The following is a 16,758-nucleotide window of genomic DNA, read 5'->3' as shown; positions in this document are numbered from 1 at the left end:
CCACACCACGTTCCTGGTGCAGCACTGGCTGGGCAACGAGGGCATGCCGCGTCGCTACGTCGACTACCTGCCGTCCGACGGTTTCACCGTGCTCAACTCGATCTCGTCGATCGGCGCGTTCGTCCTGGGCGCTTCCACGCTCCCGTTCATCTGGAACGTCTTCCGGTCCTACCGCTACGGCCGCGTCGTGACCGTCGACGACCCGTGGGGTTTCGGCAACTCGCTGGAGTGGGCCACGTCGTGCCCGCCGCCGCGGCACAACTTCACCGAGCTGCCCCGGATCCGTTCCGAGCGCCCGGCGTTCGAGCTGCACTACCCGCACCTCGTCGAGAGGTTCAGGGCCGAGGCCCACGTCGGCGGGCACGCCGCGCCGTCGGAGGTGGCCGCGTCGGCCGCCGGCCAGGAAGGCATGTCGGGCGACGACCCGAAAGACCGGTGACCACCGGCTCACCCGCTGATCCCGTGACGGGACCGGTGTCCGGCGCCCACACGGCGTCGGACACCGTCCTGGTCACGGTCTCCGGTCCCGACCGTCCCGGGGTCAGCTCCGTCCTCTTCGCCGCGCTCACCGCGCACGGTGTCGACCTGATCGACATCGAACAGGTCGTCGTCCGCGGCCGGCTCACCCTCGCCGCGCTCGTCGCGACCGACCGCGACCCCGAGGGCCTGCAGGAAGCCGTCGAGCAGGCGATGGACTCCATCGACATGCACGTCGAGACGTCGCTGCACCACGGGGACGACCCGTCGCCGCGCCCGACGTCCACCCACGTCGTGCTCGTCCTCGGCCGGCCCATCACGTCGCGCGCGTTCGGCGCGGTCGCGCAGGAGCTCGCCGCCGTCGGCGCCAACATCGACTCCATCCGGCGCGTCGCCGACTACCCGGTCACCGGCCTGGAGCTGCACGTCTCCCCGGACCCGGGCGGCACCACCCGCTACCCGCACGGCACGCTGCGCGCCCGGCTCGTCGACGTCGCCCGCCAGGCCGGTGTCGACGTCGCCGTCGAGCGCGCGGGCCTCGCCCGCCGGGGCAAGCGGCTCATCGTGTTCGACGTCGACTCGACCCTCATCCAGGGCGAGGTCATCGAGATGCTCGCCGCCCGCGCGGGCAGCACCGCCGAGGCCGAGGTCCGGCGCGTCACCGAGGAGGCCATGCGCGGCGAGCTCGACTTCGCCGCCTCGCTGCGCCGCCGCGTCGCCGTCCTCGAGGGGCTGCCCGCCACGGTCCTCGACGACGTCGCCGCCGAGGTCGAGCTGACCCCCGGCGCCCGTACGACCGTCCGCACCCTCAAGCGGCTCGGCTACCGCTGCGGCGTCGTGTCCGGCGGGTTCACCCAGGTGATCTCCGGTCTCGTCGACGAGTTGGGCCTCGACTTCGCGGCCGCCAACGAGCTCGAGGTCGTCGACGGCGTGCTCACCGGGAAGGTCGTCGGCGACATCGTCGACCGCCCCGGCAAGGCCGTTGCACTGCGCAGGTTCGCCGAGTCCTTCGGAGTTCCGCTCGAACAGTGCGTCGCCGTCGGCGACGGCGCCAACGACATCGACATGCTGTCCACCGCGGGGCTCGGCATCGCGTTCAACGCCAAGCCCGCGCTGCGCGAGGTTGCCGACGCCGCCCTGTCGCAGCCCTACCTCGACGTCGTGCTGTTCGTCCTGGGCATCACCCGCGACGAGGTCGAGCGCGCCGACGCCGCCGAGGGCGTACTGCGGCGCGTCCCCATCGCGTGACGCTCCTCGACGCCGTCGTCCGCCGCTACGTCGGCGCCCGCGAGATCGCCCCGGAGGCCGACGGCGTCGTGCGGGCGATGCCCGTCGTGCTGCGCATCGAACGTGAGGCACCCCGCCGGACCGCGGTGCTGGAGGCGGCGGCCCGCGCGGCGCTCGCCGTGTGTGTCGATCCCCGCGCCCAGGAGGACGGGGAATGGCACGACCAGGTGCTCACCTGGGTCGACGGCCGCATCCGCAAGATCGCCCGCCGCGCCCGTGGCGCGCACTGGGCGGCCGTGCAGGAGCTGCCCGGGGTGACGGTCTCCGTCGACGGCGCCGAGGCCCGGGCGCTGCTGCCCGGCCCGGTCGACGAGGTCCCGAAGACGGTGTCGCGGCTGCAGATCGGTGGCACCGACCTCCCGGCCGACGAACCCGGCCCCGCGCCCACCGGAGTGCCGGTGATCTGGCTGAACCCGACCGTCGCGATGACCGTCGGCAAGGCGGCGGCGCAGGTCGGTCACGCTTCGATGATCGACGCCGCCGTCCGCGGCCTCGTCGACGTGCCGCGCTACGCGGTGCGGGTCCCGGACCGCTCGTCGTGGGCCGGTCTCGTCGCCGACGTCGAGCGCGGCGCCGCCGTCGCCGTGCGGGACGCCGGGTTCACCGAGGTCGACCCCGGCACCATGACCTGCGTCGTCACCCCGGCCTGACCCGCCCCGCCCGCGGGGGAGCGGACACCCCGCGCGCAACCTCCACGGTCGTCCGGACGCCTCGGCGCAGCAGTGGGGTTGCGTTCGTGGGGTCGTGGAGGGGGTCAGGCGTCGCGCAGGCGGGTCAGGGCGGCGCGGACCTTCTCGGGGTCGTGGGTCTGCCAGAACGGCGGCAGCGAGGCGCGCAGGAAGCCGCCGTAGCGGGCCGTGGCGATCCGCGGGTCGAGGATGGCGACGACCCCGCGGTCGTCCATGCCGCGCAGCAGCCTGCCCGCGCCCTGGGCGAGCAGCAGCGCGGCGTGGGTGGCGGACACGGTGAGGAACCCGTTGCCGCCGCGGGCGTCGGTGGCGCGCTGGCGGGCACCGATCAGCGGGTCGTCGGGACGCGGGAACGGAATCCGGTCGATGATCACCAGCGACAGAGACGGCCCCGGGACGTCGACGCCCTGCCACAGCGACAGCGTCCCGAACAGCGAGGTCTGCTCGTCCTCGGCGAAGCGCTTCACCAGCAGCATCGTCGAGTCGTCCCCCTGGCACAGCAGACCGGTGGACAGCCTGCCCCGCAACGCCTCCGTGGCCTGCTTTGCCGCGCGCATCGACGAGAACAGCCCCAGCGTCCGCCCGCCCGCGGCCTCGACCAGCTCGGCGATCTCGTCGAGATAGGCGGGCGGCAGCCCGTCGCGCCCCGGCGGGGGCAGGTGCCGGGCGGTGTAGAGGATCCCGCTGCGCGCGTGGGCGAACGGGGAGCCGACGTCGAGACCCGACCAGCGCGGCGTGTCGGGGTCGGGCACCGGGTCGGCCGCCGCGGCGGCGACGACGGCCTCCGGTGGCAGGCCCCACTGCCTGGCGAGCGCGTCGAACGAGCCACCGAGGGTCAGGGTCGCGGAGGTGAGGATCGTGGTGGACCGGCCGAACAGCCGCTCCCGCAGCAGGCCCCCGACCCACAGCGGTGCGGCACGCAGCACCCGGGTGCGTGACCCCTCGGGGCCCTGCTCGCCCAGCCAGACGACGTCGCGGCGGGCCGCCGGATCGTCCTCCGCGAACACCCCGAGCACTCGGACGGCGACGTCGAGCACCTCGTCGACCAGCGCCAGCGCGATCTTGCGGGCCGCGGCGCCCTCGGGGTCCTCGCGGCGTTCCCCACCGAGGCCCTGCTTGCACGCGGCGGCCGTGTCCCGGATGACCGACAGCACCCCGGACAGGCCCTGCGGCAGCGAGTCCCAGCGACCGACGGGCAGGTCCTCCAACGTCATCGCCAGGCCCTCGCCTGCCTCGGCGAGCCGGTCGGCGACCGTCTGGTCGACGAGCTTGCCGCAACGCCGCGCGGCCGCCGCCACGGTGCCCGCGGTGAGCTCGGCCGTCGCGGCGCCGGTGACCCGGTCGACCAGCTCGTGGGCCTCGTCGATGATCACGACGTCGTGCTCGGGCAGCACCTGCGCCTCGCCCATCGCGTCGATCGCGAGCAGCGCGTGGTTGGTGACGACGACATCGGCTCGGCCCGCCTCCGCCTTGGCCTTCTCCGCGAAGCAGTCCTCGCCGACGGGGCAGCGGGTCGCGCCCAGGCACTCCCGTGCGGTGACCGACACCTGCCGCCACGCCGCGTCGGGCACGCCGGGGACGAGCTCGTCGCGGTCGCCGGTCTCGGTGTCGGACGCCCACTCGTGGACGCGTTTGACGTTGCGCCCCATGGCCGAGATCGCGAACGGGTCGAACAGCTGCTCCTCGCCGTCGTCGAGCATCGACTCGTCGCCGTGGAGCTTGTTCAGGCACAGGTAGTTGCGCCGGCCCTTGAGGATCGCGAACGTCGGCAACCGGCCGATCATCGGCTTGAGCGCCTTCGCCAGCCGTGGCAGGTCCCGGTCGACGAGCTGGCGCTGCAGCGCGATCGTCGCCGTCGACACCACGACCGTCGAGTCGGCGGCCACCGCGTGCCGGATCGCCGGGACGAGATAGCCCAGCGACTTGCCGGTGCCGGTACCGGCCTGCACGGCCAGGTGCTCGTGGTCGGCGATGGCTTTGCGGACGGCCTGCGCCATGGCGTCCTGGCCTTCGCGGCGGGCCCCGCCGAGCGCCTCGACGGCCGCCTCCAGCAGCTCGGCGACGCCGGGGAGGTCACGGGTCGACGGCAGCGCGGAAGGCACCCCGGGAGGCTACCCGGCGCGACCGACGGCCCCGCGCGGTGCGGCCGGGGGGTTCGCAGTCGCACGGGACGGCTGATCGGCTCGTCAGGTGGACCGGGTATACAGGGCACACGGCGGGCGACCGCCACGATCGGCCCGACACAGCGCCGTGGGACGCCGAGGAGTGGACGACGCGATGATTCCGGCTTTTGCGCCACCGCGGCAGGAGCCGTCGCTGTACCCGGTGAGGTTCGACCGCAAGGCCCGGTTCCACGAGCTGGACCCGTGCGGCGACGTCTCCCGCACATCGGTGCTGCGGTGGTTCGAGCAGGCCCGCCGGGCGATCGAGGGCCGCGCGTTCGGCACGGAGCGGCCCGTCGTCCGGCCCCCGCTCACGGCGTCGCGCGTCGAGCTGCTCGCGCAGGTCCCCGCCGGGCCGGGCTACGTGATCGGGGCCGGCGTCGCCACGATCGCGCCGGCGTCGTTCACCTGCACCTACGGCCTGTTCCGCGACGGCGAGTGCGTCGCGCTGGGCGAGTCGGAGAGCGTCCACAGCCGCGACGGGATGCCCGCCGAGCTGCCGGGCGACGTACGGCACCGGCTCGCCGCGATCGGGGGCACCCGCATCCCGGCGCGCCACGTCGACCGCGACCCCGCCCGACTGGTCGCCGACGCCTACCCCTTCTCGGTCGACGTGCGGGCCCGCTTCGGCGACCTCGACACCGGCCGCACCGTCGGCAACGTGGCGCTGGCCGGCTGGTACCTCGACGTGCTCGCCGAGCTGCACCTCGACGTCCTCGGCCGCCACGAGGGCACGCAGACGGTGAGCTGCACGCTCGACCTGCTGGCACCGCGATCGCTGTCGGTCGGGCACCTGACCGACGTCGTCTATCCGGGGACGTACCGGGTCGGTGTCGGGGTGATCGACGTCGACGACACCTCGGTCCACTACGCGTGCGGCCTGTTCGACGGGCTGCACTGCGTAGGGCTGGCCGAGGCGATCGGCGCCCACTCCGTCGCCGCCGGCGGTGGCCGCGGCGCGGTCGAGCTGTCGCACCGGTTCGACCGGATGCGCCTGCGACGCTGACGCGAGCGGCACCGCCAGGTCTCGAGCGGCACCGCCAGGTCGCGGGTGACACCGACAGGGCTCAGGCGAGGGTGATGCCCGCCTGCCGCATCTTCTCCAGCGCCGCGCGCGTGGTCTCCGGGGCGACGCCCGCGCAGTGCTCCAGCAGCACGGTCGTCGTGAAGCCGCCGGCCACGGCGTCGAGCGCGGTCGCGAGGACGCAGTGGTCCGTCGCCAGGCCCACGACGTGCACCTCGCCGATCCCGGCGGCCCGCAGCCACGGCCCGAGCGCCAGGCCGTGTGGCTCACTGCCCTCGAACCCGGAGTAGGCCGCCTCGAACGAGCCCTTGTCGAAGACGGCCTCGACGGGGGCGACGTCGAGCGCCGGGTGGAACGCCGCGCCGGGGGTGTCGGCGCGGCAGTGCACCGGCCACGTGTCGACGAAGTCGGGTTCGGTGCTGAAGTGCGGGCCCGGGTCGACGTGGTGGTCGCGCGTGGCGACGACGTGGTCGTACCCCGTCTCGCGCATGTGCGTCGAGATCGTGGCGGCCACCGCCGAGCCACCCACGACGGCCAGCGAGCCGCCCTCGCAGAAGTCGTTCTGCACGTCGACGACGATCAGGGCGCGCACGTCAGGAACCTCCGGGGGCAGCGGCGAACACGGTCGGGACGGCGGGCTCGCCGCGGGAGAGCTTGAGGCCCTCCCACGGGACCGAGACCAGCGCCGCACGCAGCCGCTCGCGGCCCTGCTCGAGGGACTCCAGGTCCGGGACGGGTTCGCCGCCGCGCATCATCGGTACCGGCACGACGCGGTCGTGCGGACCGACGACGGGCGGCGCGCCCCACGGGTGCACGACCTCCTCGACGGCGGTCCCCGTCGGCTTGTGCCTGCGCACCGCCGACTTGCGTCCGCCCCTGGACTCCTTCGACGTGCTGCGCTTCGCGACAGGTCGCCCGTCGACCTCAACCAGCTTGTAGACGAGCCCCGCCGTCGGCGCGCCCGACCCCGTCACCACCGAGGTTCCGACGCCGTAGGAGTCGACAGGCTCGGCACGCAGCGCCGCGATCGCGTACTCGTCGAGGTCGCCCGACAGCACGATGCGGGTGCCGGTCGCGCCGAGGGAGTCCAGCTGCTCGCGGGCCTGGTGGGCCATGACGCCCAGGTCGCCGGAGTCGATGCGGATCGCGTCGAGACCCGGGCCGGCCGCCGTGATCGCGTTCTCGATGCCCTGCCGGATGTCGTAGGTGTCCACGAGCAGCGTCGTCTTCGCCCCGAGCGAGGCGACCTGGCTGCGGAACGCGGACAGCTCGTCGTCGTGCAGCAGGACGAACGCGTGCGCCGCCGTGCCCGCTGTCGGGATGCCGTAGCGGCGGCCCGCCTCCAGGTTCGACGTCGCCGCGAACCCGGCCAGGTACGTCGCCCGGGCCGCCGCGACCGCGGCCTCCTCGTGGGTGCGCCGCCCGCCCATCTCGATGATCGGCCGGTCGGTCGCCGCCGACACCATCCGCGCGGCCGCCGCGGCCACCGCGCTGTCGTGGTTGAGGATCGACAACGCCAGCGTCTCCAGCACCACCGCGTCGGCGAACGTCCCGGTCACCGACAGGATCGGCGACCCCGGGAAGAACAGCTCGCCCTCGGGGTAGCCGTCGACGTCGCCGGTGAACCGGTAGCCGGCCAGCCAGTCCAGCGCCGCCGGGTCGACGACGCCCGCCAGCATCTCCAGCTCGGCCTCGCCGAACCGGAAGTCCGCGATCGCGTCGATCAGCCTGCGGGTGCCCGCGACGACGCCGTAGCGACGCCCGTCGGGCAGCCGGCGCGCGAACACCTCGAACGCACAGCGCCGGCCGGCCGTGCCGTCTGCGAGCGCGGCCGCGACCATCGTCAGCTCGTAACGGTCGGTGAACAGGGCCGTACTGACCGACCCGGGAAGCCCGCTCATGGAACGAGAGCCTATGTGGCCTGCGCGCGGCGGTGCACGGATGACACCATGTGGTCATGGCCGCGCCGCTACCCGCACCCACCCGCCAGGTGGCCCCGGACGTCGACGAGGCAGCCACGGCCGACACCCCGTGGCAGGCGATCGTCTGGAACGACCCGGTCAACCTCATGTCCTACGTCACGTACGTGCTGCAGAAGCTGTTCGGATATCCCGAGCCGAAGGCCACCGCGCTCATGCTCGACGTGCACCACAAGGGCAAGGCCGCCGTCTCCTCCGGCGACAAGGACAAGATCGAGGGCGACGTCGCGAAACTGCACGCCGCCGGCCTCTGGGCCACCATGCAGCGCACATGACGGACACGAGAGGGCTGGGCACGTGAACGGCTGGAAGCGGTCCGGCCGCGGGGCGAAGGCCCGCCTGGTCGCGACGATGGAGCCGCAGGAGGCCGTCGTCCTGCGCGGGCTGGTCGGTGAGGTCCGCGACATGCTCGCCGCCCGCATCGCGGAGACCCCCACCGACGAGCTGGCCGAGCTCACCGGCATCCGCACCGGCGCCGCCACCGTCCCCGACGACAAGGTCCTCGCCCGGCTGCTGCCCGAGTTCAGCCGCGAGGACCCGGCACTGGCCGGCGCGCTGCGCTCGCTGCACGAGCCCGCCCTGATCGACGCCAAGGACGGTGCCGCCGTCGCCGTGCTCGACACGCTCCCCGAGACCGGGGGCCGTATCGAGCTCACCGTCGAGCAGGCCGACGCGTGGCTCGCCGCGCTCAACGACGTGCGCCTCGCCCTCGGCACCGCCCTGGACATCTCTGAGGAGATGCCCGACGACCTCCCCGACGACGACCCGCGGTCGGCCCACCTGGGCGTCTACCACTGGCTGACGTTCGTCCAGGACGCGCTCGTGCAGTCGCGGATGCAGGTCCGCTAGGTCTGCTCGCCGGCCTTCCGGTCCGAGTGTCCCAGGCTGCGGTCGGGCGCCACCCGGTCGCGGACCAGCCGCTTCAGCTCGGGCAGCTCCGGGAAACCGCCCCGGGCCGACCGGTCCCACAACAGCTCGTCGTCGAGGCGGACGGTGAACACCCCGCCCGTCCCCGGCACCAGCGCGACCTCCCCGAGATCGGCGGGGAACGTCGTCAACAGTTCCTGTGCGGTCCATCCGGCACGCAGCAGCCACCGGCACTGCGTGCAGTACGTGATCTCCAGGCGGGGTGCGGGCACCGGGCGAGCATGTCATTCCCGCGATCCGGGAAATGTGAGCGGCGACCGACTCGTTCGCCCGCGCCCGGGGCGGCAACGTACCCTTGAGCCGTGCTGGTGATCCGGAGAGACCTCGTGGACGAGATCGTCGCCCACGCACGTCGGGACCATCCCGACGAGGCGTGCGGTGTCGTCGCCGGTCCCGAGGGATCCGATCGCCCGGAGCGGTTCATCCCGATGCTGAACGCGGCCCGGTCGCCCACGTTCTACGAGTTCGACTCCGGCGACCTGCTGCGCCTCTACCGGGACATGGACTCCCGCGACGAGGTGCCCGTCGTGATCTACCACTCGCACACCGCGACGGAGGCCTACCCGTCGCGCACGGACATCTCCTACGCCTCCGAGCCGGACGCCCACTACGTGCTGGTGTCCACGCGCGAGGACAGTGACACCGAGTTCCGGTCGTACCGGATCGTCGACGGCGTGGTCACCGAGGAACAGGTCGAGGTCGTGGAGACTTACATGTTCGCGCACACAGGCGCGGACGACGTCCCCGACAACGCCTGACGACCCCCTCCGGGGTCTGCCGACCACGCACGTCCGATCACGAGAACGACCGACCAGGAGAGCACCCGAATGGCCACCGTTTCCATCCCCACCATCCTGCGCACCCACACGGGTGGAGAGAAGGCCGTCGAGGCCAACGGTGGCACCGTCGCCGCGGTGATCGACGACCTCGACTCGCGCCACAGCGGCATCAAGGGCCGCCTCATCACCGACGGCGCGCTGCACCGCTTCGTCAACATCTACGTCGACGACGAGGACGTCCGCTTCGCCGGTGGCCTCGAGGCCCCGGTCAAGGACACCTCGACCGTCACCATCCTGCCCGCCGTCGCCGGCGGGGCGCGCTGACGCTGGCCCGCGTGGGCGGCGTGCGGGCGGGGTAACCCTCCCGTACGCCGCTCGGCCCGCGACGCCCGAGGGAGACTGCCATGGCCCGGTACGACTCGCTGCTCGACGCGGTCGGCGACACGCCCCTCGTCGGGCTCCCGAACCTCTCACCCGCACCCGACGTACGGCTGTGGGCGAAGCTCGAGGACCGCAACCCGACGGGCTCCATCAAGGACCGCCCGGCACTGGCGATGATCCAGAAGGCCGAGGCCGACGGGCTGCTCACGCCCGGCTGCACCGTCCTGGAGCCCACGTCCGGCAACACCGGCATCTCGCTGGCCATGGCGTGCAAGCTCAAGGGCTACAAGCTGATCTGCGTCATGCCGGAGAACACCTCCGTCGAACGCCGGCAGCTGCTGCAGATGTACGGCGCCGAGATCATCTCCTCGCCCGCGGCAGGTGGGTCGAACCAGGCCGTCGCCATGGCCAAGGAACTGTCGGCCGCCAACCCCGACTGGGTCATGCTCTACCAGTACGGCAACCCGGCCAACGCCGACGCGCACTACCGGACCACCGGCCCGGAGATCCTGCGCGACCTGCCGACGATCACGCACTTCGTCGCCGGCCTCGGGACCACCGGCACGCTCGTCGGTACCGGGCGCTTCCTGCGCGAGCAGCGGCCCGACATCCAGATCGTCGCCGCCGAGCCCCGCTACGGCGAGCTCGTCTACGGCCTGCGCAACCTCGACGAGGGGTTCGTCCCCGAGCTCTACGACGCCGAGGTCCTCACCTCGCGCTACTCCGTCGGCTCGCACGACGCGCTGCGCCGCACCCGGGAGCTGGTGGAGAAGGAGGGCATCTTCGCCGGCATCTCCACCGGCGGCATCCTGCACGCCGCGCTCGCCGTCGCCGAGAAGGCCGCGGGGGCGGGGGAGAGCGCCGACATCGTGCTCATCGTCGCCGACGCGGGCTGGAAGTACCTGTCCACCGGCGCCTACTCCGGCACCCTCGACGACGCCGCCGAGGGCATCGAAGGCCACCTCTGGGCGTGACGTGCCTGCGCGTCCCGTGAGCGGCGGCCGGGAGACGGTCGCTCCGCGTACTCTCGGCGGCATGGACGCGACCGTGCCGCCGCTCGGCCCGACCCCTGCTCCGCCCTCGCGGCGCCCGATGGCGCGCGTGCTACCGGCCAGGCCGGTGCCCGCGGCGATCACGATGCTCGCGTTCACCGTCGCGCTCTACCTCATCGAGCTCGTCGACCAGCTCACCCCGCTGAACCTCGACGACGACGGCATCGTCTCCCGCCGCGTCAGCGGGCTGCCCGGCATCATCTGGGCGCCGCTGCTGCACGGCGGCTGGGACCACCTGTTCGCCAACACGGTGCCGTTCCTCGTCCTCGGCTTCCTCGTGATGGCCGGCGGGATCGGGCAGTTCGTCGCCGTCACCGCGTTGATCTGGATCCTCAGCGGCCTCGGCGTGTGGCTGGTCGGGCCGTCGGACACCTCGACGATCGGCATGTCCGGCGTCATCTTCGGCTGGCTGGTCTACCTGCTGGTCCGCGGCTTCTTCGCACGAAGTCCCGCGCAGATCGCCGTCGCCGTCGTGCTCTTCGCGGTCTGGGGCAGCATCCTGCTCGGCGTGATCCCCGGCCGCCCCGAGGTCTCCTGGCAGGGGCACCTGTTCGGCGCTCTCGCCGGCCTGCTCGCCGCGTTCGTCGTCTCGCGGGCCGACAGCGCGAGCCGCGGCTCCCGCACCCCGGCGACGGGACTCGACGGGTGATCGGGCCCTCCCGCGACCGTGACGCCCCGATCGGCATCTTCGACTCGGGCGTCGGTGGGCTCACCGTCGCCCGCGCGGTCATCGACCAGCTGCCGGCCGAACGCGTCGTCTACGTCGGCGACACCGCCAACGGCCCCTACGGCCCGCTGCGCATCCCCGAGATCCGCCGCCACGCACTGGCCATCGGCGACGAGCTCATCGACCGCGGTGTGAAACTCCTCGTCATCGCCTGCAACACCGCCTCCGCCGCCTGCCTCGCCGACGCGCGTGAGCGCTACCCCGTGCCCGTCGTCGAGGTCCTCCGCCCCGCGGTGCGCCGGGCCGTCCACGCCACCCGCAACGGCCGTGTCGGTGTCATCGGCACCGAGGCCACCATCGCCTCCGGCGCCTACGCCGACGCCTTCGCCGCCGCCCGCGACCTGTCCGTCACCTCCGTCGCCTGCCCGCGGTTCGTCGACTTCGTCGAACGCGGCGTCACCAGCGGCCGCCAGATCCTCGGCATCGCCCAGAGCTACCTCGAACCGCTGCAACGCGCCCGCGTCGACACCGTCGTCCTCGGCTGCACCCACTACCCGCTGCTCGCCGGGCTGCTCCAGATCGTCCTCGGCCCCGACGTCACCCTCGTCTCCAGCGCCGACGAGACCGCCAAGGACGTCGTCCGCACCCTCATGGCCGACGACCTGCTGCGCGACCCCGAGACCGACGCGCCCGCCGCGCCGCACGAGTTCCTCGCCACCGGCGACCCCGAACCCTTCCGCCGCCTCGGCCGCCGGTTCCTCGGCCCCGAGATCGGCCCGGTCGTCGGACAGGCCGGCCTGCAGCGTCTCTGAGCGGGTGCCGGGGCGCCGCGCGGCACCGTCGGGCTGCTCGGGTAGTTTCGCCGCGTGATCGGCGCGCTGGTGATCGTGGTGTACGTGGCGACGGGTCTGCTCGCCGTGTACGGCCTCGTCCGCGCCGTGCAGGGCCGCCACCCCGGGCGCGACACCCGCGTCGGCGTCGGCATCGTCGAGGCCCTGCTCGTCGTCCAGGCCGCGATCGCCGCCTTCCGCGTCCTCGGCGGCGGGACCGCCCTCCCCGAGCAGGGCACCTTCCTCATCTACCTCGTCGTCTCGATCTGTGTGCTCCCCATCGGGCTGCAGTTCGCCGTGACCGAGCCGACCACGCGGTGGGGCGGTGCCGTCGTCGCCGTCGCCGCGATCGGTACCGGGGTCGCCGTGTGGCGCCTCGCCGAGCTCTGGGCGGCCGGCAGTGTCTGAGCGCGCAGCCACACCCACCTCCAGCGGGCCCGGCCGGGTCCTCATCGCCGTCTACGCGATCTTCGCCCTCGCCGCCACCGCCCGCGCCGCCGTCCAGATCGCGACGAAGTTCTCCGAGGCCCCCGTCGCCTACCTGCTGTCGGCCTTCGCGGGCGTCGTCTACATCCTCGCGACGATCGGCCTCGCCGGAACCGGACCCGGCCGCCGCAGGCTCGCCTGGGCCGCCGTCGGCATCGAGCTCGTCGGCGTCCTCGCCGTCGGGACGATCACCGTGCTCGACACCACCGACTTCCCCGACGACACCGTCTGGTCCCTCTACGGGCGCGGCTACGGCTTCGTGCCGCTCGTCCTGCCCCTGATCGGGCTGTGGTGGCTGCGCCGTACCCGCGCGCGGTGACGTCCGGTATGCGGCTCACCGTCCTCGGCTGCTCCGGCAGCGGACCCGGCCCCCACTCACCCGCCTCCGGCTACCTCGTCGACGCCGGCGGCACCCGCATCGCCGTCGACCTCGGCAACGGCACCGTCGGTGCGCTCCAGCGCCACCTCGACCCCTGGGCACTCGACGGCGTCGTCCTCTCCCACCTGCACCCCGACCACTGCGCCGACACCTCCGCGCTGGTCGTGCACCGTCGCTACCACCCGTTCCCGCCCTACGACGCCACCGCTCGCAAGCTGCCCGTCCATGCCCCGGCCGAGGCGCCCGAGCGGCTCGGCGCCGCCTACGCCCCCTCCGCCGCCGAACGCGCCGAGACCGACCTCACCGACGTCTGCGCCTTCGCGACGATGACCGACGGTGGCACCGCGGCGATCGGTGACGTCGACCTGCGCTTCGGCGCCGTCGACCACCCCTGCGAGGCCTACGCGATCCGCCTCGAACACGGCGGCCGCACACTCGTCTACAGCGGTGACACCGGCCCCTGCGCGGGTCTCGTCGAGACCGCCCGCGGTGCCGACGTGCTGCTCTGTGAGGCGACGTGGCCGCACGTCACGCAGTGGTGGGAGGAGCCGCCGCCGGGGGTGCACCTGTCGGGGCGCCAGGCGGGCCAGCACGCCGCCGCCGCAGGGGTCGGGCGGCTGCTGCTCACCCATGTGCCGGTCTGGTTCGACGGCGACGCCCTGCTCGCCGAGGCCCGCGAGGTGTACGACGGCCCCGTCGAGCTCGTCCGCCCCGACGCGACCTACGACATCTGACCGACCCGGCCGCCCGGCCCGGGTGACCGCCGTGTCGGGGAGATGGCCTCGGACGGTCGCGGCCGCAGCGCGTGTGGGTCGATCACCGGTCCAGGGACGTGAGCGTCGCCGGTGGTGCCCGTGTCCCGCGAACGGGCGTCGGCCGGCGAACACCGACCGGCGACGCATGAGGTGCGTGTATCGGGCCGCGGCCCGCTGCCTAAGCTGTCGCGGTGACGCGAGCAGACGGCAGGACCGACGACGAACTGCGCCCCGTGCGCATCACCCGGGGCTTCCAGAAACACCCTGCCGGGTCCGTGCTCGTCGAGTTCGGCGACACCAAGGTGCTGTGCGCCGCGAGTGTGACGACCGGCGTCCCGCGCTGGCGCAAGGGCAGCGGACTGGGCTGGCTGACCGCCGAGTACGCGATGCTCCCGTCGGCCACCAACACCCGCAGCGACCGCGAGTCGGTCCGCGGCCGGATCGGGGGCCGCACCCACGAGATCAGCCGGCTCATCGGCCGCTCCCTGCGCGCCTGCATCGACCTGAAGGCGCTGGGCGAGAACACCATCGCGCTGGACTGCGACGTCATCCAGGCCGATGGCGGCACCCGCACCGCGGCCATCACGGGCGCCTATGTCGCGCTCGTCGACGCCGTGACCTGGCTCGCCGCCCACGGCAAGCTCGCCGACCCGAAGCCGATCTCGTGCCAGGTCGCCGCGGTGAGCGTCGGTGTCGTCGACGGCCGGGTCCGGCTCGACCTGCCCTACGAGGAGGACTCGCGGGCGGAGGTCGACACCAACGTCGTCGCCACGAACACCGGCACCCTGATCGAGGTGCAGGGCACCGGCGAGGGTGCCACGTTCTCCCGCGCGACCCTCGACGCGATGCTCGACTCCGCACTCGCCGGCGTCTCGACCCTGGCGACGCTGCAGGCCGAGGCGCTCGCCGCGCCGTACCCGGGCACCCTGCCGGAGGTGTCGGCGTGACCGCGCTGCTCGTCGCCACCCGCAACACCGCCAAGCTCTCCGAGCTGCGCCGCCTGCTCGACGCCTCCGACCTCGGCGGCATCGCCGTCTGGGGCCTGCGTGACGTCGAGGAGTTCCCCGAGGCTCCCGAGACCGGCGCGACGTTCGGCGAGAACGCCCTGGCCAAGGCCCGCGACGCCGCCGCGGCCACCGGGCTCGCCACGGTCGCCGACGACTCCGGGCTCGCCGTCGACGCACTGAACGGCATGCCGGGAGTGTTCTCCGCGCGCTGGTCGGGCAAGCACGGCGACGACGAGGCCAACCTCGATCTCGTCCTCGGCCAGATCGGCGACCTCCCCGACGAGCGCCGCGGCGCCGCGTTCGTGTGCGCGGCCGCGCTGGTCGTGCCGGGCGGCGAGGAGTTCGTGGTGCAGGGGGAGTGGCGTGGCCGCCTCGTCCGCGAACGCCGCGGCGGCAACGGCTTCGGCTACGACCCGATCTTCGTGCCCGACGGCGAGCAGCGGACCTCCGCCGAGCTCACCCCCGACGAGAAGGACGCCGCCTCGCACCGCGGCATCGCGATGCGCGCGCTGCTGCCGCATCTGCGCACCCTGATCTGACCGCGCCGGCGACCGAGCATCCCGGAGCCCGGGCGCGGTCCCGCGGCCCGCGGGCGCACCCTCACGGTCGTCCGAGTGGCTCGGGACAGCCGTGAGGGTGCGCGCTGCCCGGGCTCAACCCTGCGGGCCGGTGCCGGGGTCGTCGTCGGCGAGGACGCGGCGGGCGACGCCGAAGGCCGCGTTGGCGGCGGGCACACCCGAGTAGATCGCGCACTGCAGCAGGACCTCGACGATCTCCTCGCGGCTCAGCCCGTTGCGCAGGGCGCCGCGCAGGTGCAGCTCCAGCTCCCCGAGGTGGCCGTGCGCGACCAGCGCGGTGAGGGTGATCGCGCTGCGCATGCGGCGGTCGAGGCCGGGGCGCGTCCAGATCCCGCCCCACGCGTAGCGGGTGATCAGCTCCTGGAACGCGGCGGTCGTGGCGTCGGCGCGGGCGAGTGCGGCGTCGACATGCGTCGGGCCGAGGACCGCGCGGCGTACCGCCAGGCCGTCGGGGTCGAGATCGAGGGGGCCGGCGTCGTCGGGTGTCGTCACAACCGGACGCTAGCGCCGTCGGAGGCGATGCCGCGCCCGCCGTTCCCGGATGGCGGAAGCATGAACCGGAGGTGACGGCACGACCGGAGTTGCCGGGCCGCCGATCCGGATCGGTACCGTCGAGGTCATGCGGTGGTGGCGCCCGGTGGGCACGGCTCTGGGCGTCGCCCTCGTCGTGGTCGCCGCGGTGCTGCTCGTGCGGGTCTACGGGGTCCCGGGGATGTCCGACGTGCGGGCGACCGTCGACGCCGCGGGTCCCTGGGCCCCGCTGGCCTTCCTGGCCCTGCAGGCCGGGCTGACGGTGACGCCGATCCCGCGGACGGTGTTCACCCTCGTCGCCGGGGCGCTGTTCGGGTGGGCCGTCGGGATGGTCCTCACGCTGGTGGCGACGACGCTCGCCGCCGTCATCGCCTTCGCCATCGTCCGGGCGACAGGCGGGCGGCTGGTGGAGCGCTACGCGCGGGGGCGCCTGTTGGTCTGGGTGCGGCTGCGGCTGGACCATCACGGGCTGCTGGCGGTGACGTCGCTGCGGCTCGTCCCGGCCGTCCCGTTCGCGGCGCTGAACTACCTGTCCGGGCTGTCGACGGTCCGGTTCTGGCCCTACCTGCTGGGCACCGCGATCGGCATCGCGCCGGGGACGGTCGCGATCGTCGTCCTGGGCGACGCCGTGACCGGGACCCCGCCGCCGGCGCTGGTCGTGGCGTCGGTGGTGTGCGGGCTGATCGGGCTCGCGGGGGTCGTGGTCGCGGCGCGGCGGCCGATCCCGCAGGACGTCCGGGAGCCGGAGCCGCAGCCCCTGTAGGGAGC

At 73.7% G+C, this 16,758-nt stretch carries 21 protein-coding genes and 1 pseudogene; 17 read left to right on the top strand and 5 right to left on the bottom strand.

Translation table 11 applies throughout. The annotated features are described in order from the left end of the window. The 3 genes and pseudogenes from TOK_RS08030 to TOK_RS08020 form a co-directional block, all read left to right on the top strand. Nucleotides 1–439: pseudogene (locus TOK_RS08030) on the top strand (cytochrome ubiquinol oxidase subunit I); the annotation flags it as partial. A 23-nt stretch (nt 440–462) separates the two neighbouring features. Further along, nucleotides 463–1,725: a phosphoserine phosphatase SerB gene (gene serB, locus TOK_RS08025; RefSeq protein ID WP_172457472.1), complete on the top strand. Its 1,263-nt coding sequence runs from the start codon at nt 463–465 to the stop codon at nt 1,723–1,725. After that, the gene (locus tag TOK_RS08020; RefSeq protein WP_098957168.1) at nt 1,722–2,414 is read left to right on the top strand and encodes a peptidyl-tRNA hydrolase; all 693 of its coding nucleotides are present in this window, start codon (nt 1,722–1,724) and stop codon (nt 2,412–2,414) included. Before serB ends, TOK_RS08020 begins: the two co-directional genes overlap by 4 nt. A gap of 104 nt (nt 2,415–2,518) precedes the next feature. Here the strand turns inward: TOK_RS08020 and TOK_RS08015 are convergent, their stop codons facing one another. Then, nucleotides 2,519–4,543, bottom strand: a complete 2,025-nt coding sequence (locus tag TOK_RS08015; protein ID WP_098957180.1) for an ATP-dependent DNA helicase — start codon at nt 4,541–4,543, stop codon at nt 2,519–2,521. A 187-nt stretch (nt 4,544–4,730) separates the two neighbouring features. On the opposite strand from TOK_RS08015, the gene TOK_RS08010 reads away from it, so the two are divergent. Beyond that, a complete protein-coding gene (locus tag TOK_RS08010; RefSeq protein ID WP_172457471.1) occupies nt 4,731–5,621 on the top strand; it encodes a hypothetical protein in 891 nt (296 codons plus the stop codon). Between the two features lie 61 nt (nt 5,622–5,682). Here the strand turns inward: TOK_RS08010 and TOK_RS08005 are convergent, their stop codons facing one another. After that, nucleotides 5,683–6,231: an isochorismatase family protein gene (locus TOK_RS08005; protein WP_098957166.1), complete on the bottom strand. Its 549-nt coding sequence runs from the start codon at nt 6,229–6,231 to the stop codon at nt 5,683–5,685. Nucleotide 6,232: 1 nt separating this feature from the next. Then, nucleotides 6,233–7,540 (bottom strand): nicotinate phosphoribosyltransferase, encoded by a 1,308-nt coding sequence (locus tag TOK_RS08000; protein ID WP_098957165.1) that lies wholly within the window; start codon nt 7,538–7,540, stop codon nt 6,233–6,235. Nucleotides 7,541–7,596: 56 nt separating this feature from the next. Here TOK_RS08000 and clpS point away from each other — a divergent pair, with 56 nt between their 5' ends. Both clpS and TOK_RS07990 read left to right on the top strand, forming a co-directional pair. After that, the gene (gene clpS, locus TOK_RS07995) at nt 7,597–7,893 is read left to right on the top strand and encodes an ATP-dependent Clp protease adapter ClpS (RefSeq protein ID WP_098957179.1); all 297 of its coding nucleotides are present in this window, start codon (nt 7,597–7,599) and stop codon (nt 7,891–7,893) included. Nucleotides 7,894–7,915: 22 nt separating this feature from the next. Next, entirely contained in the window at nt 7,916–8,467 is a 552-nt protein-coding gene (locus TOK_RS07990; protein WP_098957164.1) for a DUF2017 domain-containing protein, read from the top strand. On the opposite strand, the gene TOK_RS07985 is transcribed toward TOK_RS07990, so the two are convergent. Then, complete coding sequence (locus TOK_RS07985) at nt 8,464–8,757, bottom strand: SelT/SelW/SelH family protein (protein WP_098957163.1); 294 nt, start codon at nt 8,755–8,757, stop codon at nt 8,464–8,466. The two genes, TOK_RS07990 and TOK_RS07985, sit on opposite strands and share 4 nt — an antisense overlap. A 90-nt stretch (nt 8,758–8,847) precedes the next feature. Here TOK_RS07985 and TOK_RS07980 point away from each other — a divergent pair, with 90 nt between their 5' ends. The 10 genes from TOK_RS07980 (at nt 8,848) to rdgB (ending at nt 15,420) form a co-directional block, all read left to right on the top strand. After that, the gene (locus TOK_RS07980; RefSeq protein ID WP_098957162.1) at nt 8,848–9,303 is read left to right on the top strand and encodes a Mov34/MPN/PAD-1 family protein; all 456 of its coding nucleotides are present in this window, start codon (nt 8,848–8,850) and stop codon (nt 9,301–9,303) included. Between the two features lie 69 nt (nt 9,304–9,372). Further along, entirely contained in the window at nt 9,373–9,648 is a 276-nt protein-coding gene (locus TOK_RS07975) for a MoaD/ThiS family protein (protein WP_098957161.1), read from the top strand. Between the two features lie 80 nt (nt 9,649–9,728). Continuing rightward, a complete protein-coding gene (locus TOK_RS07970; RefSeq protein WP_098957160.1) occupies nt 9,729–10,679 on the top strand; it encodes a PLP-dependent cysteine synthase family protein in 951 nt (316 codons plus the stop codon). A 61-nt stretch (nt 10,680–10,740) separates the two neighbouring features. After that, nucleotides 10,741–11,406, top strand: a complete 666-nt coding sequence (locus TOK_RS07965; RefSeq protein ID WP_216361895.1) for a rhomboid family intramembrane serine protease — start codon at nt 10,741–10,743, stop codon at nt 11,404–11,406. Further along, on the top strand, nt 11,403–12,236 hold the full coding sequence (murI, locus tag TOK_RS07960) for a glutamate racemase (RefSeq protein WP_253258249.1): 834 nt from the start codon (nt 11,403–11,405) through the stop codon (nt 12,234–12,236). The genes TOK_RS07965 and murI overlap by 4 nt, the downstream gene beginning before the upstream one ends. A gap of 54 nt (nt 12,237–12,290) precedes the next feature. After that, nucleotides 12,291–12,662 (top strand): hypothetical protein, encoded by a 372-nt coding sequence (locus tag TOK_RS07955; RefSeq protein ID WP_098957158.1) that lies wholly within the window; start codon nt 12,291–12,293, stop codon nt 12,660–12,662. Continuing rightward, nucleotides 12,655–13,059, top strand: a complete 405-nt coding sequence (locus TOK_RS07950) for a hypothetical protein (RefSeq protein ID WP_098957157.1) — start codon at nt 12,655–12,657, stop codon at nt 13,057–13,059. Before TOK_RS07955 ends, TOK_RS07950 begins: the two co-directional genes overlap by 8 nt. Nucleotides 13,060–13,067: 8 nt before the next feature. Beyond that, a complete protein-coding gene (locus tag TOK_RS07945) occupies nt 13,068–13,853 on the top strand; it encodes an MBL fold metallo-hydrolase (RefSeq protein WP_098957177.1) in 786 nt (261 codons plus the stop codon). Nucleotides 13,854–14,065: 212 nt separating this feature from the next. Then, on the top strand, nt 14,066–14,821 hold the full coding sequence (gene rph / locus TOK_RS07940; protein WP_098957156.1) for a ribonuclease PH: 756 nt from the start codon (nt 14,066–14,068) through the stop codon (nt 14,819–14,821). Then, a complete protein-coding gene (gene rdgB / locus TOK_RS07935) occupies nt 14,818–15,420 on the top strand; it encodes an RdgB/HAM1 family non-canonical purine NTP pyrophosphatase (protein WP_098957155.1) in 603 nt (200 codons plus the stop codon). The genes rph and rdgB overlap by 4 nt, the downstream gene beginning before the upstream one ends. 114 nt (nt 15,421–15,534) lie before the next feature. Here the strand turns inward: rdgB and TOK_RS07930 are convergent, their stop codons facing one another. Further along, nucleotides 15,535–15,951, bottom strand: coding sequence for a carboxymuconolactone decarboxylase family protein (locus TOK_RS07930; RefSeq protein WP_098957154.1), 417 nt, complete (start codon nt 15,949–15,951; stop codon nt 15,535–15,537). A 127-nt stretch (nt 15,952–16,078) separates the two neighbouring features. Here TOK_RS07930 and TOK_RS07925 point away from each other — a divergent pair, with 127 nt between their 5' ends. Next, nucleotides 16,079–16,753 carry a TVP38/TMEM64 family protein gene (locus TOK_RS07925; RefSeq protein ID WP_098957153.1) on the top strand — a complete coding sequence of 225 codons (675 nt, stop codon included), beginning with the start codon at nt 16,079–16,081 and terminating at the stop codon, nt 16,751–16,753. The last annotated feature ends 5 nt before the right edge of the window (nt 16,754–16,758 follow it).

The organism is Pseudonocardia sp. N23 (genome assembly GCF_002583555.1).
In the GTDB taxonomy this organism is placed as follows: Bacteria; Actinomycetota; Actinomycetes; order Mycobacteriales; family Pseudonocardiaceae; genus Pseudonocardia.
This window is presented reverse-complemented; position numbering and strand designations above follow the sequence as displayed.